At 57.0% G+C, this 17071-nt stretch carries 17 protein-coding genes and 1 pseudogene; 9 read left to right on the plus strand and 9 right to left on the minus strand.

Going from position 1 to position 17071, the window contains the following annotated elements; all coding sequences use genetic code 11:
• From VGK48_27915 to VGK48_27955, 9 genes are all read right to left on the minus strand, one after another.
• Positions 1–752: peptidase (locus VGK48_27915; protein HEY2385020.1), on the minus strand; the 752-nt coding region annotated here is incomplete at its 3' end.
• Positions 749–1750 (minus strand): alpha-E domain-containing protein, encoded by a 1002-nt coding sequence (locus tag VGK48_27920; GenBank protein HEY2385021.1) that lies wholly within the window; start codon positions 1748–1750, stop codon positions 749–751. The genes VGK48_27920 and VGK48_27915, both read right to left, overlap by 4 nt.
• Positions 1732–3165 (minus strand): circularly permuted type 2 ATP-grasp protein, encoded by a 1434-nt coding sequence (locus VGK48_27925; GenBank protein HEY2385022.1) that lies wholly within the window; start codon positions 3163–3165, stop codon positions 1732–1734. The genes VGK48_27920 and VGK48_27925 overlap by 19 nt, the downstream gene beginning before the upstream one ends.
• A 354-nt stretch (positions 3166–3519) precedes the next feature.
• Positions 3520–6267: an ABC transporter permease gene (locus VGK48_27930; GenBank protein HEY2385023.1), complete on the minus strand. Its 2748-nt coding sequence runs from the start codon at positions 6265–6267 to the stop codon at positions 3520–3522.
• An 8-nt stretch (positions 6268–6275) separates the two neighbouring features.
• The gene (locus VGK48_27935; GenBank protein ID HEY2385024.1) at positions 6276–6617 is read right to left on the minus strand and encodes a PadR family transcriptional regulator; all 342 of its coding nucleotides are present in this window, start codon (positions 6615–6617) and stop codon (positions 6276–6278) included.
• 211 nt (positions 6618–6828) lie between these two features.
• A complete protein-coding gene (locus tag VGK48_27940; GenBank protein HEY2385025.1) occupies positions 6829–7203 on the minus strand; it encodes a PIN domain-containing protein in 375 nt (124 codons plus the stop codon).
• On the minus strand, positions 7200–7466 hold the full coding sequence (locus VGK48_27945) for a hypothetical protein (protein HEY2385026.1): 267 nt from the start codon (positions 7464–7466) through the stop codon (positions 7200–7202). The genes VGK48_27940 and VGK48_27945 overlap by 4 nt, the downstream gene beginning before the upstream one ends.
• A gap of 352 nt (positions 7467–7818) precedes the next feature.
• Positions 7819–8469 (minus strand): fibronectin type III domain-containing protein, encoded by a 651-nt coding sequence (locus VGK48_27950; protein ID HEY2385027.1) that lies wholly within the window; start codon positions 8467–8469, stop codon positions 7819–7821.
• Positions 8470–8756: 287 nt separating this feature from the next.
• A complete protein-coding gene (locus tag VGK48_27955; GenBank protein HEY2385028.1) occupies positions 8757–9647 on the minus strand; it encodes a polysaccharide deacetylase family protein in 891 nt (296 codons plus the stop codon).
• Between the two features lie 221 nt (positions 9648–9868).
• On the opposite strand from VGK48_27955, the gene VGK48_27960 reads away from it, so the two are divergent.
• From VGK48_27960 to VGK48_28000, 9 genes and pseudogenes are all read left to right on the plus strand, one after another.
• The gene (locus VGK48_27960) at positions 9869–10513 is read left to right on the plus strand and encodes a TIGR03435 family protein (GenBank protein HEY2385029.1); all 645 of its coding nucleotides are present in this window, start codon (positions 9869–9871) and stop codon (positions 10511–10513) included.
• Positions 10514–10742: 229 nt separating this feature from the next.
• The gene (locus VGK48_27965) at positions 10743–11606 is read left to right on the plus strand and encodes a TIGR03435 family protein (protein ID HEY2385030.1); all 864 of its coding nucleotides are present in this window, start codon (positions 10743–10745) and stop codon (positions 11604–11606) included.
• On the plus strand, positions 11606–12406 hold the full coding sequence (locus VGK48_27970) for a TIGR03435 family protein (protein HEY2385031.1): 801 nt from the start codon (positions 11606–11608) through the stop codon (positions 12404–12406). The genes VGK48_27965 and VGK48_27970 overlap by 1 nt, the downstream gene beginning before the upstream one ends.
• Before the next feature lie 306 nt (positions 12407–12712).
• The gene (locus tag VGK48_27975; protein ID HEY2385032.1) at positions 12713–13780 is read left to right on the plus strand and encodes a ChaN family lipoprotein; all 1068 of its coding nucleotides are present in this window, start codon (positions 12713–12715) and stop codon (positions 13778–13780) included.
• A 177-nt stretch (positions 13781–13957) separates the two neighbouring features.
• Positions 13958–14191: pseudogene (locus VGK48_27980) on the plus strand (hypothetical protein).
• On the plus strand, positions 14184–14528 hold the full coding sequence (locus tag VGK48_27985) for a hypothetical protein (GenBank protein ID HEY2385033.1): 345 nt from the start codon (positions 14184–14186) through the stop codon (positions 14526–14528). Before VGK48_27980 ends, VGK48_27985 begins: the two are co-directional and overlap by 8 nt.
• A gap of 296 nt (positions 14529–14824) precedes the next feature.
• The gene (locus VGK48_27990) at positions 14825–15046 is read left to right on the plus strand and encodes a hypothetical protein (GenBank protein ID HEY2385034.1); all 222 of its coding nucleotides are present in this window, start codon (positions 14825–14827) and stop codon (positions 15044–15046) included.
• Positions 15047–15072: 26 nt separating this feature from the next.
• Positions 15073–15987, plus strand: coding sequence for a hypothetical protein (locus tag VGK48_27995; GenBank protein ID HEY2385035.1), 915 nt, complete (start codon positions 15073–15075; stop codon positions 15985–15987).
• Positions 15971–16867 carry a DNA-directed RNA polymerase gene (locus VGK48_28000; GenBank protein ID HEY2385036.1) on the plus strand — a complete coding sequence of 299 codons (897 nt, stop codon included), beginning with the start codon at positions 15971–15973 and terminating at the stop codon, positions 16865–16867. The genes VGK48_27995 and VGK48_28000 overlap by 17 nt, the downstream gene beginning before the upstream one ends.
• The last annotated feature ends 204 nt before the right edge of the window (positions 16868–17071 follow it).

Genomic DNA, 17071 nt, shown 5'->3' on the forward strand with positions numbered 1-17071 from the left:
GCCCCCTCGGATCGTGTCTCGGCGGCCGGCAGGACGTTCATGAAGACGCGATCGATCCATTCGGCGGGAAGGTCGCGGACGGAATTGCGCAGGCGATCCTGCCACCAGTCCGAGATCGGGGCGAGATCGTCCTTGGAATAGCGGTACTCGGTTATCTGGTATGAATTCTTGGCGTAGATCACCACATCGATCGGGTAATCCACGTCGGCCGCGCTGATGCGGGTGGAATCAAACGACAGGCATCCGACTTTCAGCGCAAACCGCAAGCTGTCCTGGTACTGCAGGGTGCGATCGAGAACCGGCTTACCGTACGCGGCCGAACCGATAATCTGGTATGGCGTTCCCTTTCCGACCTCCACCCAGTTCCCTTCCGGATACACCATGTAGAGCAGATGCTCGCGATCGTGCGCCAGCTGTCCTCCGACCAGCGCGTGAAAGTCGAACTTGAATCCGCTCTCGACCAGTGCAGGCCGGTCTTCACGCGAAACCTGCCGCACATGCCCGGCGATGGCATTCACGGCTTTGAACAGCCGGTCGAAGGGCTCGGAACGGGAGGCCATTTCCTCTTCGAAGTACGTCAGGGTCTTGTCGCGCACCGAACGCAAGCCGGACGTCATCATGAACAGAGAACCTTGCCCCTGCTGGTAAATCGAAAGCTTTTTGGCGCTGATGATCTCGGTCCCCGAGGTCAGGCGCGAATCGGCAATTCCAACGATTCCTTCCTGGACGATCATGCCCAGACAATATGTCATGCCTGTCTCCCGCCGGGATTCTGCGCCATAGCGGGAACAGGCTGCAAGGCAAAAAACGCATTGTGGATGGCTTCGCCCGTCAGGTTGAGCCGGATCTGAATGTCGTCGAGAAACTCATGCAGGCCGCCGCTGATGATTTCGCGCACCTGAACATAATTCATTTCGGCGCACAGCCTTCCAAGTTGCTGCTCGGCCGGATTGCCGAAGGTTCCCATCGGCGTGCCGGAAATGATATGCAGCGAAGCCTCGGCCGAAACGACACAGCGGTGAATCGCGCGGGGAAACTCCAGGTCCAGCACCAAAAACTCGACGATGCGATCGGGCGAAATCTGCTGATAGCGCTTTCGATACATCTCGAAAGCGCTCGTGGATCGCAGGACCGCCGCCCACATGATGTCGTCATAGGGCGTTCCAATGGCATCCAGCGAAGGCAGGAGGAGGTAATACTTCGTGTCGAGGATCCGCGATGTTTTATCGGCCCGCTCGATCAGGCGGCCGAGCCGGGAGAAGTGCCAGCCCTCGTTATGGGACATCGTCGCGTAGAGCGTGCCCAGAAAAAGATGGCTCGCATTAATGACCTCCGAAAAAAAATCCTGGCTCGGCTCGAAGCCGCTCGCCGCGGACTGAGCGCCGGCCTGAGTTGCGAAGTAGAAGCGGTTGATCTGCTCCCACGTTTCCAGGGTGATGTATTGGCGCGCGATGCGCGCATTCTCGCGGGCGGCCGCTATTGAAGAGAGGATCGAGTTTGGATTCCGCGTATCGAACGTCAGGAAGTGAATGACATTGCGCTTCGATGCGCGCTCGTAATGCTCGGCGAAGAGCGTTTCATCTCCGGTCGTACTGATCAGCGGACTCCATTGTTCCTGATATCCTCCCGGAAGATCCAGGCTCAGCCAGGTATTGACATCGATAAAGCGCGCGACGTTTTCGGCCCGCTCGACGTAGCGTGCCATCCAGTAAAGACAATTCGCCAGCCGGCTCAGCATGAAAGAACCCACGTATCTTTGCTGCCGCCGCCCTGGGAAGAGTTCACCACCAGAGAACCTTTCTTCAAAGCCACGCGCGTAAGTCCTCCTGGAAGAACAAATGTGTCCGTTCCATAAAGGACATAGGGCCGCAGATCCACGTGACGGCCTTCGAAGTGATCGTCCACAATCACGGGGACCCGCGAGAGCGCCAGCGTCGGCTGGGCGATATAGTTGCGCGGATCGGCCGTGATGGCGTGCTTGAATTTCTCGCGCTGCTCTGCAGTCGAATGCGGACCGACGAGCATGCCGTAACCTCCCGACTCATTCGCCGCTTTCACGACAAACTTGTCGAGATTCTCGAGGACGTGCTTGCGCTCGGCGTCATCCCAGCACACATAGGTCGGCACGTTGGGGAGAATCGGATCTTCGCCGAGGTAATACTTAATGATCTTCGGAACGTAGGCATAAACGACCTTGTCGTCCGCGATACCTGTCCCCGGCGCATTGGCAAGAGCCACGCGGCCGGCGCGGTAGACGTCCATGATGCCGGCGACACCCAGCATGGAATCCGGCCGGAAGGTGTGCGGATCGAGGAAATCGTCGTCAATCCGGCGATAGATCACGTCCACCCGTTCGAACCCCTTCGTCGTCCGCATCATGACGTAACCGTTCATGACGACAAGGTCGCGGCCCTCGACCAGCTCAATTCCCATGAACTTTGCGAGAAAAGCGTGCTCAAAGTACGCCGAATTGTAGATACCGGGAGTCAGCAGAGCCACCGTCGGAGACGTGATGCCCTGCGGAGCAATGTCCTGAAGGGTCTTCAAAAGATGGCTCGGATAATCTCCGACGGGACGTACGTTACTGTGGTCGAAAATCTTCGGAAACGTCCGCTTCATGATCTCGCGATTCTGCAGAACGTACGAAACACCGGACGGACAACGCAGGTTGTCTTCAAGGACGTAGTACTTTCCGTCCTTGTCGCGGACAAGATCGGTGCCCGTAATATGACACCACGCACCTTGTGGCGGCTTCAATCCGATGCAGGCCTGGCGAAACGACTTCGCCGTGAGGATCAGGTCCGGCGGAATCGCGCCGTCCTTCAGGATCTTCTGCTCGCCGTAGATATCACTTATAAAAATGTTCAACGCATGGACGCGCTGGCGCAGTCCCTGGTCGATTTGAGACCATTCGCCGGCCGTAATGATCCGTGGAATGATGTCGAACGGAAAGATTTTCTCGGTGCCGGCCTGGTCGCCGTAAACATTAAACGTGATACCCATCCGGAACAATGCCTGTTCCGCCGCCTGCTGGTAGCGGCGGAGTTCGGCATCGCCTACGGACGTGATGCGCTCGAACAGCAGACGGGCGTACGACCGGGGACTTCCGTCTCCGTCGAACATTTCGTCATGAAAGCCTTCCGTCGAATATCCTTCAAACAGCATAACTACAGGTTAGTGGAGAATTCGTATTTTAGCGTGAACTGTGTTGAAAACCGGCAGTGGTTCAGAACCGCGACGTTGCGGAGGGGAGCATTCGGATCGACTGTGCTCGGGAAAGATTATCGTTTTCGGGTTCGCGGCAGTCAAGAGTGAACGAACAGCAAATCGGCGCGCCCTGCGTGGCGCACCAAAAAAAAGGGCCGTGGAGATAAATCCACGGGCCGAATCGAGAACCCCGGCAACTCTGCGACCGGTTAGATTCTTCCAGCGTACATTCTGCGTTTTTCGCAGAGAAGTTTTCCGTCAAGCAGCGAGTTTCATATGGGTAATATTGCGCCAACCATGCCAATTAAGCGCTCACTCGTGCCGCAACGCCGTCATCGGATCGATCCGTGCTGCATTTCGCGCCGGCAGATACCCTGCCAACAGGACAGCGGCGACCAACGTCACCACGGCTCCGGCAAGCGCGAGCGGGTCGTTCGGCTGTATTCCGAAAAGGAACGATCGGACGATCCGGGATCCGGCAAGCGACGCCGGGATGCTGATTGCGAGGCCGATGGCAGCCAGGAGCAGGACCTCGCGGACGATCATCCATACCACTCGCTGCCGTTGAGCGCCCAAGGCCATTCGGATTCCGATTTCATTCGTCCGGCGCGCGACGTTATAGGACATGCTGCCATATAACCCGACCGCGGCGATCGTCAGCGCCAGCAATCCAAACAGCGTGCAAAGCCGCGAAAACGTGACTTCCTGGCCGATCGTTTGATCAATTCGAGCGCTCTGCGTTGTCAAACGTCCGATCGGTATCCGGTTATCCGCGCGGCGAACGGTCTCGCGTACGGTGTCGGCATACGCGAGCGGATTTCCGGCGGTGCGGAGTTCATAAACCATCTGCTGGACCGGCCCCCAGACGCCCTGAGCGTATGCCGGGAAAACGGTCGGCGGCACGGCTCTCTTGACTGAACCATAAAGCGTGTCTCCACAGACGCCGACGATTTCCATGTCGCGATGATCGGGACCAAAGCGCATCGAAATATGCCGGCCGATCGGGTTTTGCCCCGCCAGATTGTCCTTTACAAACTTCTCGTTCACCAGGGCTACCAATGGGCGGCCCTGCCGGTCCGTGTCTTCAATAGCGCGACCCAGCAGGATGGGAATCTGCATCGTCGAAAAAAAGTCCGTTCCGGCCGGCAGAATCCGGCAGCAATCCTTCGGCTCGGGTCCGCCGGAGATCTGCACTGGTATCGAGCCCGTGCCGTCGCCAATCAAGGAGCGCCATGAAAGACCCGCGCTCTGTACACCGGGAATAGCAGCCAATTGCGCGCGAAGGTTGTCATAAAAATCGATGATCTCCGGATCATTGTGCCCGGCCTGCCGCGCGTTTACGCTGAAGGTCAGCACGTTGTCGCGATTGAAACCAAGCTGAATGGCCTCGAGACTCGAGAGCGTGCGGAGAAATAATCCGGCTGCAATCAGGATCACCAGGGTCAGTGTTATCTGCAAAACGATCAGCGCCCGGCTCAAGCCGAGGCGCCCGAATGCGCGGCCGCGCACTTCTCCTGTCCGTGTCTTTTTCAAAGCGGGAAAGACGTCTACTCGAGCCAACCGCATCGCTGGAGCCAACCCAAACACTACACCGGACAATAAAGAAAGCAGCGCCACGACACTCAGGACGTGCCAATTCAATTCCGCATGCAGCGTAAAGTCTTCCTGTCCATTCGCCAGAAGCATCGTCAAAAAGCGAATTCCCCAAACGGCAAATGCCACACCCAGCGCGCCGCCGAACCCGGCGAGAAGCAGACTTTCCGTCAACAATTGCCGGATCACCCGCAGACGGCCCGCTCCAATACTCAACCTTACGGCGATTTCGCGTTTTCGAGCGGCCGCCCGTGCGAGCAAGAGGTTGGCTATATTCGCGCACGCGATCGCCAGGATGAGACCGACAAGACTGAGTAAGATATACAACGGCTTCGAGTAGAGGCGCTTGAGCCCGTCGAGTCCGCCGCCACTATCCATCACCAGAAGTGAAGGCAGATCGTCCGGCGGCCCGGCGTTCTCCTTGGTTCTTTGCCATTCAGCAAAGCGAGGCGCGATTGCGGCTTGCGCCTGACTGGCGCGGACTCCCGGCCGGAGTCGCGCCATGATATTGATCCAGTCGTTGTTAGGATCCGCATACCAGCCGGCAACGGGGTGAAAGTTATCGGACTCCAGAAGAAGGTTGCTGTGCATGGGCAGATAAACATCCGGAATCACCTGGGGATCGACACCGAAGAATTGCGGGGGTGCGATTCCAACCAGCGTGAAAGGTTTGTTGTCGATCAGAATCGACTGGCCGACCAGACCTGCCGGATCGCCAAAATGGTTGCGAGCCCAGTTAAATCCGGCGACAGCAACCGGACTTGCGCCGTCCCGATCGTCGTCCGGAAAAAGCATGCGGCCTGCGGCCGGAGCCACGCCGAGTGCGCGGAAGTACTCGCCGGAGACGTATTCTCCGCCGGCAAGAGCGCCATGCCCGCCATACGCAACCGTCAACTGCCCGCTTCCTTGAAAACCAAAAACACTGGAAAACACCGAACTGCTATTGCGAATGATCTCGAAAGCGGGATAGGCAAAAACACCATTGATGAATTCGCCATTGTCGTTGATATAGCTGGAGTCATGACGGTTCGTTCCGTGGAATTGAGGGCTGTGCGTCCGCCAACCGACTTCGGCCAGAGATGCGGGATCGGAAACCGGGAGCGACCGCAGGAGAATCGAATCCATGAAACTGAAAATCGCCGTGTTCGCGCCGATTCCCAATGCCAGTGACAGGACAACCAGTGTGCTGAACGTCTTGTTGGCAGCCATCGTCCGCCAGGCGTACCGGATGTCCTGCAAGAACTGTTCGATGAAAGGCCATGTCCACGCGGCGCGCGCATCTTCCTTGACTAATGCGTCATTGCCGAAGTCCCGCCGCGCCTTCAGCCGAGCCTCGTCTGCCGAAAGACCGCCGTCGCGGTTCTCTACGGTTTCCTCGTCCAGGTGAAACTGCAACTCTTCCTCTAATTCGCTCTCTTTGCGCGACTGGCTGAACAAGTTCGCTAATTTGCGGAAGAATGCCGTCATCTTCCCTCCTAGTCTGCGGGATCCAGCACGAGCCGCATCGCCCGGACCAGCGATTCCCACTTCGACTGTTCGGCAGCGAGTTCCTTCCGGCCTCGCGCCGTGAGCTTGTAATACCGGGCGCGTTTGCCCTTCTCCGAGAGTTCCCAGGAAGCCGAGATCCAACCCTTGGCTTCCAGCCGGTGAAGCGCCGGATAGAGCGAGCCGCTTTCCACCTGCAGCATGTCTTCGGATGTCCGCTGGATGTGCTTTGCGATTGCATGTCCGTGATTCGGGCCCGGCAGCAGAGTGCGTAGTATCAGCAATTCAAGCGTGCCCTGTAAAAGATCGACGCGTGGAGTATCCTTCGTCATTGTGTAAGCAGTCTACTCAATATTGCGTAGTCTGTCTACTATGGAATCGGTCAGCACAGGCGCAGCAGCGGGATGGGCCCATAGCCGGATCAGGTCCGGGAACGTAGGGGGGTGCGTTAAGCGCGGGCCTGACAAATAATGCGCTCGGCCGAGCTAGTGCAAAGAGAACGGCCTGCGAGGAAAGGTCCGCCCCCTTTCGGGCTCGTTTGATTCAAATCCCGACAACAACGACGGTCGGAAAGTGGCGGCTGAGGCGTTCCAGGTCAGCTGTATCCGCGGTGTAAACAACACCGCCACCGCGCAACGCGGCCGATGCCATGACAACGGCGTCCGCCAGAGTCGAGCCCTTTACGCGGCCAAGGGCCTCGCCGGCAGCCCGGCACAATGTCGGCGGCATGTCTTCAACCATAACGGCCGCAAGAAGTTCCTCACGAACATCTGTCTTCCCGCGCCACCATTCCGTATAAACCACCGCAGGCACCACGGGAAGAAACCCGCGCCGGACGATATGCCGGAAAATCTGCATCGGGCGCTGCTTGCGGCGCTCCAGTGCAACGAGCATCCCGGTGTCGAATGTAAACGTCACGACCGGCCGCGACGCCCTTTCCTTTCGCGATGCCCGCCGCGCCACTCGGCCTCGATGGCCGCAATATCTTCCTCTGTCACCGGCGGGACACCGTACTTCTCGAAGAAAGCTTCCGCGGCGGCGAATTTCGCCTCTCGAGCGGCAATCTCTGCCAGGAAAGCCGAAACGTTCCCGCGATGTCTTCGCAAAGAGAGCGCTTTGAGGTTGGCGATTGTGGCGTCGTCAAGCGAAAAGCTCGTCGTCCTTGTTTTCCCTGCGCGCATAAAGGAAGTGTAGCACAGTAATGGCAATGCATTAGAAGCTGCGGAATTCGCGCCTGCTGAACGTAGGAGATTCAAGCCTTCGGCGAGTAGTACGAACGCCTGCGGAGCCCTTGGCCGATCCGTGGATGGGCCCGATGGACGGGTCACGGCTTCGGAGTCTCGGTTTCCGGCCTGAGGTTCCGTTGCGCGCCGGTGAAGCGGATTCGGTTCACGACGGAGTGCTGCGATGAGCCAAGTCCTACCCAGGCAGTCAAAACTGGCGCTGCGCGCGCCATGCGTGGCGCACCAAAAAAAAGGCCCGTGGATATAAATCCACGGGCCGAATCGAAACCCCCGGCAACTCTGCGACCGGTTAGGCGCAGATAAACGTCGTCGGAGTGCTCCAATCATTGAATCCCAACTTACCCAACGCGTGAACCTGGAACTGGTACGTTCCAGCCGGCGTCAAGCCAGTCAGGATGAGTTTGCGAGGGCTGATCAGCGTGAGCGTGGTCCAGGGACCCGGCGCTCCGCCGTTCGCCACCAGGGCATAACGGAGTTCGTAAGCGATTGCTCCACTCAGAGCAGCAATCTTTACGGCAATCTCTCCGCTATTTGGACCGCGATCGATCCATTGGAAGCTCGAATCTGCCAGCGGCTGCGGCGCAGTCTTAGTTCTGACAACTGCGATGAAACCACTGGTATTGAAGATTGCGGCATCGTCGTTGCACGCGCTCTCGGCGAAATGTCCGAGAAGCGTATACATCTTGATCACCGCGACACGCTGCTTGTCCTTCGCGCTGATGGCCTTCTTGCCTCCATCTTGCGCATCGGTCAACAACGTGCCGAAGCTATCCACTCCCTGCTCGTAAGCCGCCATATCTACTGACGGGTTCGGATATGCCGGGTTATTCTTCATACCCTTCAGCACAGCATTGAACTGCGTGAGGGCATCCGAATCCGACACATCGTTAAACGCCAGCTTGGCCTTGATCTTGTTGGCAGTCGAATGTGCATTTCTCATGTTTCCTTCCTCCTTTCTTAGATTTGCTAATTCCAGCCGCGCCAATAAAGGTCGAGAGACATGCGGCCGGATTCCCTGTCTCTCACCCTTTGGAACATTGGTACAAAAACGGCCTCAACGAACAGCAATTTCTGCACCTTTCTTCCAAGAGGGTCGGTTATCTGTCATTAATCCTTCTATCTCTTTTTCTATAGGAGAAAGAAAGAAGGAGAGAGAGGCTGAAGAAACAATATGCGAGTGGCCGTCACGGCTGTCAGCCGCGTCACGGTGCGCCGCACGGAGGTGGCTTAGTACTTCACAACCCATTCCGGAGCTTCGGGCTCTAAGGAACCATTCACTTTGACGCCCAGTTCACGAGCCCACCTGTAGCCCCACATCCAGCCGTACTGGATTGCGAGCGTGTCAGGCGTCCTATACGCAGGATCGGAGAGCGCGCCGGTTAGTGAGACGAAGCGATACTTCTTCTCTTCAAAAATCCGTAATACCTGTTCGATGAGGTCCGCATTCAGGCGGTTGACGTGCAGCAGCATGACCTGTGGAATCTCGCGGCCGAATACCTGCCGATGCAATCCGGCATAATAGTCAACTTCCGTCGCAGTGTATTCGAGGTAGGCCCCACGAAGCCGTGCGGCAGATGCCGCGTCCTTATTCGCGAGCATCTTCATATAGGCCGCGTTGAACAGGTAGTCCTCATTATCAATGGTGCATACGGCAAGCGTGTAGCCGCGAGCCGCGAGAAAGGCCGACATCGCGTCGTGCTTTTCCTGTGTGTCACCAGTGTGATTCTCCGGAAACCGGAAATAGCGGGGCCGGTGGCCCAGCGCCTCAATAATGGCGGATTCGCCCCCGATCACTTCCTGTTTGAACTGTTCAACAGTAAGGTCATTGAAGTCCGCATGGGAGAACGTGTGGTTGCCGAGATCGTAGCCTCGGCGGACCCACTCCTTCAACAGTACTGGCCCGCTGAGGGCATGCAATCGCTGTTCAATGAGGAATCCAGTCGCAGGCGCGTTATGCCGACCCAGTGCCTCTAAGATAGCCTGATTGAAAGACGCCACTTCCGCTCGATCCATTGTGCCCGCGGCCGGAAGATCATCAAATGTGAGTGCGACAGTGCGCTGCTGCGCTTCACTGGCAATTGGTAAGAGTATGATGAAGAGGACAATCAGCCGAGACATGGTCTCCATTGTAAACGCTCTCACGTAGCCGTCATTGCGTACAGACCGGATGATCCATCACCCGGCCCCCTCATGACACCCCCTCTTTAGGCTACAGGTTTTGGGGACAGCAGCAATATACGCGCCTGCTGCACGGCGGGCCACGTAGCAGGAGTGCTTTTTACTTCCCACCAGCCTACGGCTGGCGTCACACTCATGGGCAGTATTCCGTGGAGCACAACATGAGATGGATTGCGGCGATACTCGTATTTTTAATGGCTGCCACAGCGGCAGTGGCACAGATACCAGCGGAGCAGAAGCCGAAGTTTGAGGTGGCTTCGATCAAGCCGAATACGTCGGGAATCGGAAGTGTTGCCCTGGACGCCAGCAAGGGAAGGTTTCTGGCGTCGAACATGACCATTAGAACTCTTCTCCGGTACGCATTTGACCGTCAGTTGCCGGAGGACGATCGGGGCAGAGGCTCGGTGCTGTTTTCCAGCAAAGCGGGTATCCAGGTCGTCGGTGGTCCCGGCTGGATCACAAGCGATCGCTTTGATGTGGAAGGAAAACCGTCGGTCGGTGATGTAATCAAGCAGCCGGAGATGCAGTTGATGGTGCAGTCGCTTCTGGACGACCGCTTCCAGCTCAAAGCACATTACGAAAGCCGCGAGGTGCCCGTCTATCATCTTGTCCTTGTAAAAGAGGGCAAGATGAGGCGTTCGGAAGATCAAACTTCCGGTCCAGCGATGAAAAACACACGATCGGCGGTATTCCGTTACGACGAGGCGGTTCAACCATCGCCACCCTGGGCAAACCCGAGGCGGGGCGCACGCCATTGCTTCACATGGTCGGGAATGCCATCCCGATGTCCGCCGTCGTCCAAATGATCCAGGGTTGGGCGGATCGGCCTGTCATTGATCAGACAAATCTGAAGGGGCTCTTTGATGTCGAAGCTCAATTCAGTCCTGCTGCGGTGTCGGCGACTGATGCAGATCCAGCAGGCCCTGCGATTTTCACTGCCATCCAGCAAGACCTTGGCCTGAAGTTGGAATCCGCCAAAGGTTCTGCGGAGATTCTTGTGATTGACTCCGTCCAGCGCCCAACGGAGAACTGAACATGCGCCTCACACGAATCCTGCTTGCAACAGCAATTGCTCTTCTGGCGCTGTGCCTGCAATACGCAGGTGCGCAATCCGCCCGACCGCAGTTCGAGGTGGCTTCGGTGAAAGCGGGCCGAGCGGGTCAGCCATTTAGCGTAGGTCCCGTTGCTGGTAGGTTTTCTGCGACAAGCACGCCGTTGAGAGTTCTGATACAGCGGGCCTACGCGCCGCCCAACGGACGATCACTGCTGCGAAGCCAGATCATTGGTGGACCCGCGTGGATCGACAGCGACATCTTCGATATTGATGCCAAGGCGGAGGGGGACAGCCGACCAACACCAGATCAGATGTGGCAGATGGTTCAGCCGCTCCTGGAAGATAGGTTTCAATTAAAGGTTCACCACGAGATGCGGGACCTGCCTCTCTATTACCTCGTTGTCGCGAAGAGTGGAAAACTGAAGCTGTCTCCGGATCAGACGCCTGTCGATCCTGCTGCGCCACGGATCTACGACCCAGCGGCTTCCGGCCCGCCAAGAGGTGCGTTCAGAATGATCGGCAAACCTTCACCAACGGCGATAACACTAGTCATGACCGGGAACGCAGTCCGCATGGACGCACTGATGAACATGTTGCAGCAATACCTGGACCGCCCGCTGATCGACAGGACAGCACGCTCCAGGCTGTACGATGTCGAGCTTCAATTCGACATAACATCAGGACCTCCGGTAGGCGGTGCAGGTAATGCTCCTGCTGCCCAGGAGCCAGGTATCGGCAGTATCTTCACGGCTGTGCAAGAACAACTCGGCCTCAAGCTCGAAAGCGCCAAGGGGCCGGTGGACGTGCTGGTGATTGATGGTGTCAGCAAGCCGACGGAGAACTGATGCGCCACGCGCTCACAACTTCGACCCTTATCCTGTGCCTGCTATCGCTCACGGTTATTGCGGTGGCGCAGAACCAGCCGTTGAAGTTTGAGGTGGCTTTGGTGAAAGTCGCCAATCCTCGGTCTGGAATCGACATGCGGACCTTTCCAGGTGGCAGGTTGCTCGCCACGAATTGCACTTTGAAGCAACTCATCATGGGCGCTTATGGTCTGAAGGAGCAGTATCAAGTAGTAGGAGGCCCCACCTGGGTAGATGTGGACCGCTTTGAAGTCGAAGGCAAGGCCGCTGAAGATTTGACCAATGATCCAGATCGCGTCATTGCTCTGGGGCGGGAAGCTCCGCGCAAGTTGACGTTGATGCTGCAAACCCTGCTGGCAGTACGCTTCAAGCTCAGCGCTCATCAGGAGACGAGGCAGAACACCGCGTATCGCTTAGTGGTTGCGAAGAGCGGCCCCAAACTGTTGCCGACGACAGATTCCACTCAGGAGCCATTCATCGGTGTGGAACGAGAAGGTCCCGTCACCCGGCCTGCCACGGGTTTAGCGATGTTCGGCAAAAATGCTTCGATGACACTGTTAGCCGAACGGCTCGCGCGGTCTTTAGTGGGTCCCGTCATCAACGAAACTGGACTCAAAGGGAACTTTGATTTTCGCTTTGAGTATGCCGCAGATGAAACCCAGCAGGATCAAGGTCCGTCGATATTCACCGCCATTCAACAATTAGGGCTGAACCTTGAAGCGGCAAAAGGTCCAGTGGACATTCTTGTGATCGATCACGCGGAGAAGCCGGACGCGAATTAATTCGCATGTTCGTCACGCGAAGTTGGCTTGTGGAGGCTTATCGGGACGGGAAGTAAAGAAGCCCGCTACGCACAAAGTGCCGATGACAGCAGGGATCTCGGTCAGAAAGCTGCTATTCAAGAGCATCAGAAGAGCCTGCAACGCAGCAAATGAAAGGACCGTTACTCTTTCATTGGACGGATGTACCCTGGCGACAATCCCTGCGCTGGTTGCCCGCCCGATGCAGATAACTGCTGCAAACATCGTATGGGACCGATGATATTTTCGTAGAAGAGAAAGCGGCATTGGTATTGTCCGGTGATGGCTATGAATTGGGCACTCTTCAGCATGGTGGTCATAGCGCTCGTAACGCATCCAGCCGATTTCACAATCATCGATGCGGCGCGCGGGCAAAAGCCATTGTCCGCTCTCATCCGACAGCTCGCGGATAAGCGCGTGGTGTTCATCGGCGAAAATCACGAGCGTTACGACAACCATCTCGATCAACTGAAAATCATTCGCGGGCTGCAGACGCAAGCGCCGGATCGCTGGGTGATCGGAGTGGAGTACGTTCAACGACGCTTTCAACCTTTTCTGGACGAATATATCAACAGGGCGATCAGTGAAGATGAGTTCTTGCGGCGAACCGAATACTTCGATCGATGGGGATACGACTATCGGTTGTATCGCCCGATTTTCCGCTTTGCGAGAGATCACCACATACCTGTCATCGCATTGAATGCCGAACGTGAATTGACGGATGAAGTAGACAAGGATGGTCTGAAAGCTTTGCCTCCAGCCGATCGTGCGCGATTACCGGAGATCGGAAGCGCGAACGCTGCTTACCGCGAGCGATTGCGTAAAGTTTTCGATGAGCATCCGGACACCGGCGATTTCGAGCGCTTTGTTGAAGTGCAGCTGGTCTGGGATGAGACGATGGCGGACACCGCCGCAAACTATCTCGCAGCGCATCCGGACAAATCGATGATCGTTCTGGCAGGAGAAGGACACATCGCTTTCGGCTCCGGCATTCCGGATCGGATCCGGCGCAGACTGCCGGGCATCGCCACAGCTATTCTTCTGCCTGCGGATAAGCCTGACGAGGACTTGGAAGGCGCTGACTACCTGCTTGTTTCGCAGATGCAGACCCTGCCGCCTTCCGGAAAAATGGGTATCACGCTGGATACAACCGGCCCACTCCGCGTAAAAACCGTCGCGCCGGGAAGTGCAGCGGCTCGGGCCGGATTGCAGTCTGGCGACCGCATCGATGCCATTGACAGCCGGCCCGTGCACTCCCTGACCGACTTTCGTCTGGCATTACTCGAGAAGAAACCGGGCCAGCGTGTAAAACTGGGCCTCCAGCGTGGAACGGTTCAACTTACCCTGCAACGGTAGCTGTGAAATGGGTGAGGTACGGCGGGAATAGCCCGGCGGACGGCTTCATTGTATATGTGAGGGGCGTAATGCCCCGCGATCGCGACTCCGGACAAGCCGGACCATGCCCGATGCGATGCCCAGATGGTCAGCCAGCCGCCGGACCTGAATGGGCCCTGCGCCGAGACATTCTCCTATGTGGAATTCGAAATTCTCGGCGAGATTAGCAACATTGAAAAGATCGCCGTCAAAACGTCGATTCGGGACCTGCCTCGGCTGCGAAAGATGTACGGCAAAGGTCGTTGGCGCAAATTGAAAGGCACGGCACACATTTAACTTCCGAATGGAAAGATTAGAATGGCTGAAGTGCACTGCTACGAGGCCCATGGCATAGGCAGAAGAGAAATCCGATGGAAACGTTACCTTGATTAAAGTCATGAAGAAAAGCAATGGCAACGAAAGACAGTTTGTGATCTGTATCGACAATTCCGGATATCCCGCCTCGCTCGAGCTTCACAAAGTTTACGCTGTGTTGCCCGATGAACGAGCGGCGGCGGATGATTTCCTTCGAGTTGTCGATGAGAGTGGAGAGGATTATCTATATTCCGCGAAACGCTTCGCCTCGGTCGAACTACCACAACAGGTGAAGAAATCATGGGTTCGACGGGTTCGGGAGTCCACAATATTGGCTGACAAAACGTTGCAGCCGACGAGTCGCATTGGGCGTAAGTCCAAAACGCAAAAAAATCCTCGCGCGGCTCGCGGCTGAACGTTAGGCCGTTATACGGACAATCGCATCGCATGGTAAACCGGCCATGACCGTGACAATCTGACAATTGCCGTCGAGAAGTCCGGACTTCGCACCGTAAACCTGCTCCAGGCGCAACGCATTACAGGAATCTGGCTTCCCCGCCAATTCGTTCCATGTTTTTGGCGGGAAGCTGGCTGCCCCACAAGTTCATTCCATGTTTTTGAAAAAAAGCCGGCTTCCCCGTAAATTCGTTCCATGTTTTTTCCAAAAAGCCGGCTTGCTTGCAATTTAGTCCCATGTAAAATGCAAACACCTTGGATAACGACTACATCGAGCGACAAAAGAAGCTGGAAGCGGATTCGGTTCACGACGGAGCGCTGCGATGGGCCAAGTCCTACCCCTACCACCAGGCGACGGATACCCAGCCGATCCGCTATCTGTTGGAACATAGTCAGAAAGCGCTGTCGGACGCGATTCGTGCCCAGCAACTCGAGTTCAAGAGCCCGGGACGGAAGAAACTGCCGGCTATTGGATAGGCCTATCAGCGCTCAATCCCGACCCGTTGGCTCTGATCACTCTTGGCACGATGTTCAACTGCATCAGCCGATGGGAATTTAATGAAGGGACGGCGCCGGGCCTTGGTTGGGTTTCAGGCGAAGTCGGCGGGCGTTGCCAGCTTGAACGAAAGTATGACTGCGAGCAAAAGCGCGAGATCGATCTGGCCGAGGAATTGCTGGCGCGGAATCGCAGCGGGCATGCCCGGCAGCGCGCTAAGGAGGCGGCACAAAACGTCGACGATCCGAACTATTGGAAGGAGAATCGCCTCGCGATTCACCTCGGAAAAGAACTGATCTACCTGGCCGTTCGCCACGCGCAATTGGACGGCGCCCCAATCTTCCAGTTGGTTACCGTACGGGAGAGCAGCACCCAGAAGACGCCAAGAACGCTCGCGCTTACCGACAAAGCCAGCGACTGGATCGCCGAGCACCAGCCGGACCTGCAGTCCTTGCTCACTCCGGTTCACCGGCCGATGATTGTTCAGCCGAAACCGTGGACGTCGTTTTCCGATGGCGGCTACCTTGTGACTCGACTCCCGCTGACGAAGCGTGAACCGAATAAACGAACGCAGCGGCAGCTGAAAGAGGCCGACCTGACGCCAGTCTTCTCGGCCGTCAATGCCATGCAGAATACGGCGTTCCGGATCAATGATCCGATCCGCCTCGACATGAATGAAGGCTGGGATACCAAGGGTCCGTTTTTCGGGTTGGAAAAACTTCGCCGCGGGGAACTCCCGCCGCGGCTGCCCGACGACGCCGATCCGGACCAGTTCGACGACAGCATGCGCGAGCGCTCGGACGTCCACCATGTGAACCACCGGATTAAAGGCGCGCAGCAGGTCATCGCATCCCGCTTAGCCATGGCGGAACAGTTCCGCGAGTACCCGCGCATCTATTATCCGCATGGACGGCACGTGTAACGGCTATCAGCACCTCAGTGCCATGGGCCGCGATCCGATTGGCGGCCGGGCAACGAACCTGGTGCCGGGAATGAAACCCCAAGATATTTATCGGGATGTTGCCGAGGCCGCCGGTTGGCTTATCGCCGAGGCCGCCGCGGATCCCCGCTCAGCCCATCACTTCTGGGCGCGGCAACTGCTTGGGAAAATCGATCGCGAGGTCGCCAAGGATGCGACGATGACCAAACCTTACGGTGCCAGGCGCGGCACGATCTACAAGAAACTGCTCCAGACCGAGGCCATCAAGAGCTGCATCAATCCACCCGAGTGCGCCCGTTATCTGGCTAAAGTATTGGATGAAAGCATTCCCAAGGTCGCCATCGAAGCGGGGAAGATTATGACCTGGATGCGGCAGGTCGCTTCCATTATCGGCAAGGCGAACCGGCCCATGGCGTGGACCACACCAACTGATTTTTATGTCGCTCATGGCCCGCGGGAGCCGAAAAAAATCCGAGTCACGACATCCGATTGCACCCTCACCCTGTTTGCAACTGATGAAAAGCGGAAGATCGACTTGCGGAAGCTGGTGGACGGCATCGTCGCTCACTTCGTCCATTCCATGGACGCGGCGCACATGATGCTGACGACCCATCGGCTGGTCGCCGAAGGTCTCTGTCATTTCGCGATGGTCCACGACAGCTTTGGCGTCCATGCCTGCGACGTCGACCTGCTCCATCGCGTTCTGCGCGAGGAATTCGTTCGCATCTATTCTCAACCCATCCTGCAGAAGTTTCTGGACGAACAGAGGCAAGCCCATCCCGACCTGGATTTCCCGGAACCTCCCAGCCCCGGAGACCTCGATATCCGCCAGGTCCTCGACTCCCCTTATTTCTTTGCGTAAGAAACTTCGATTTCTTAAGCAGGACAAGGATTTACACCCTTTTACAACGCCGCACTAGACCGTTCGCTCACTGCTGGAGTCCAATTAGTTATGCGTCCACTCATCGCCCGCCTGACACCTTACCTGGATCCCGGATCGGGCATGTTTTTGTGGCAAATTCTGCTTTCGGTCTCGGCCGGTCTTTTCTTCCGCTGCCTGCACGGC

It is taken from the genome of Terriglobia bacterium (genome assembly GCA_036496425.1).
Taxonomy (GTDB): Bacteria; Acidobacteriota; Terriglobia; order 20CM-2-55-15; family 20CM-2-55-15; genus 20CM-2-55-15.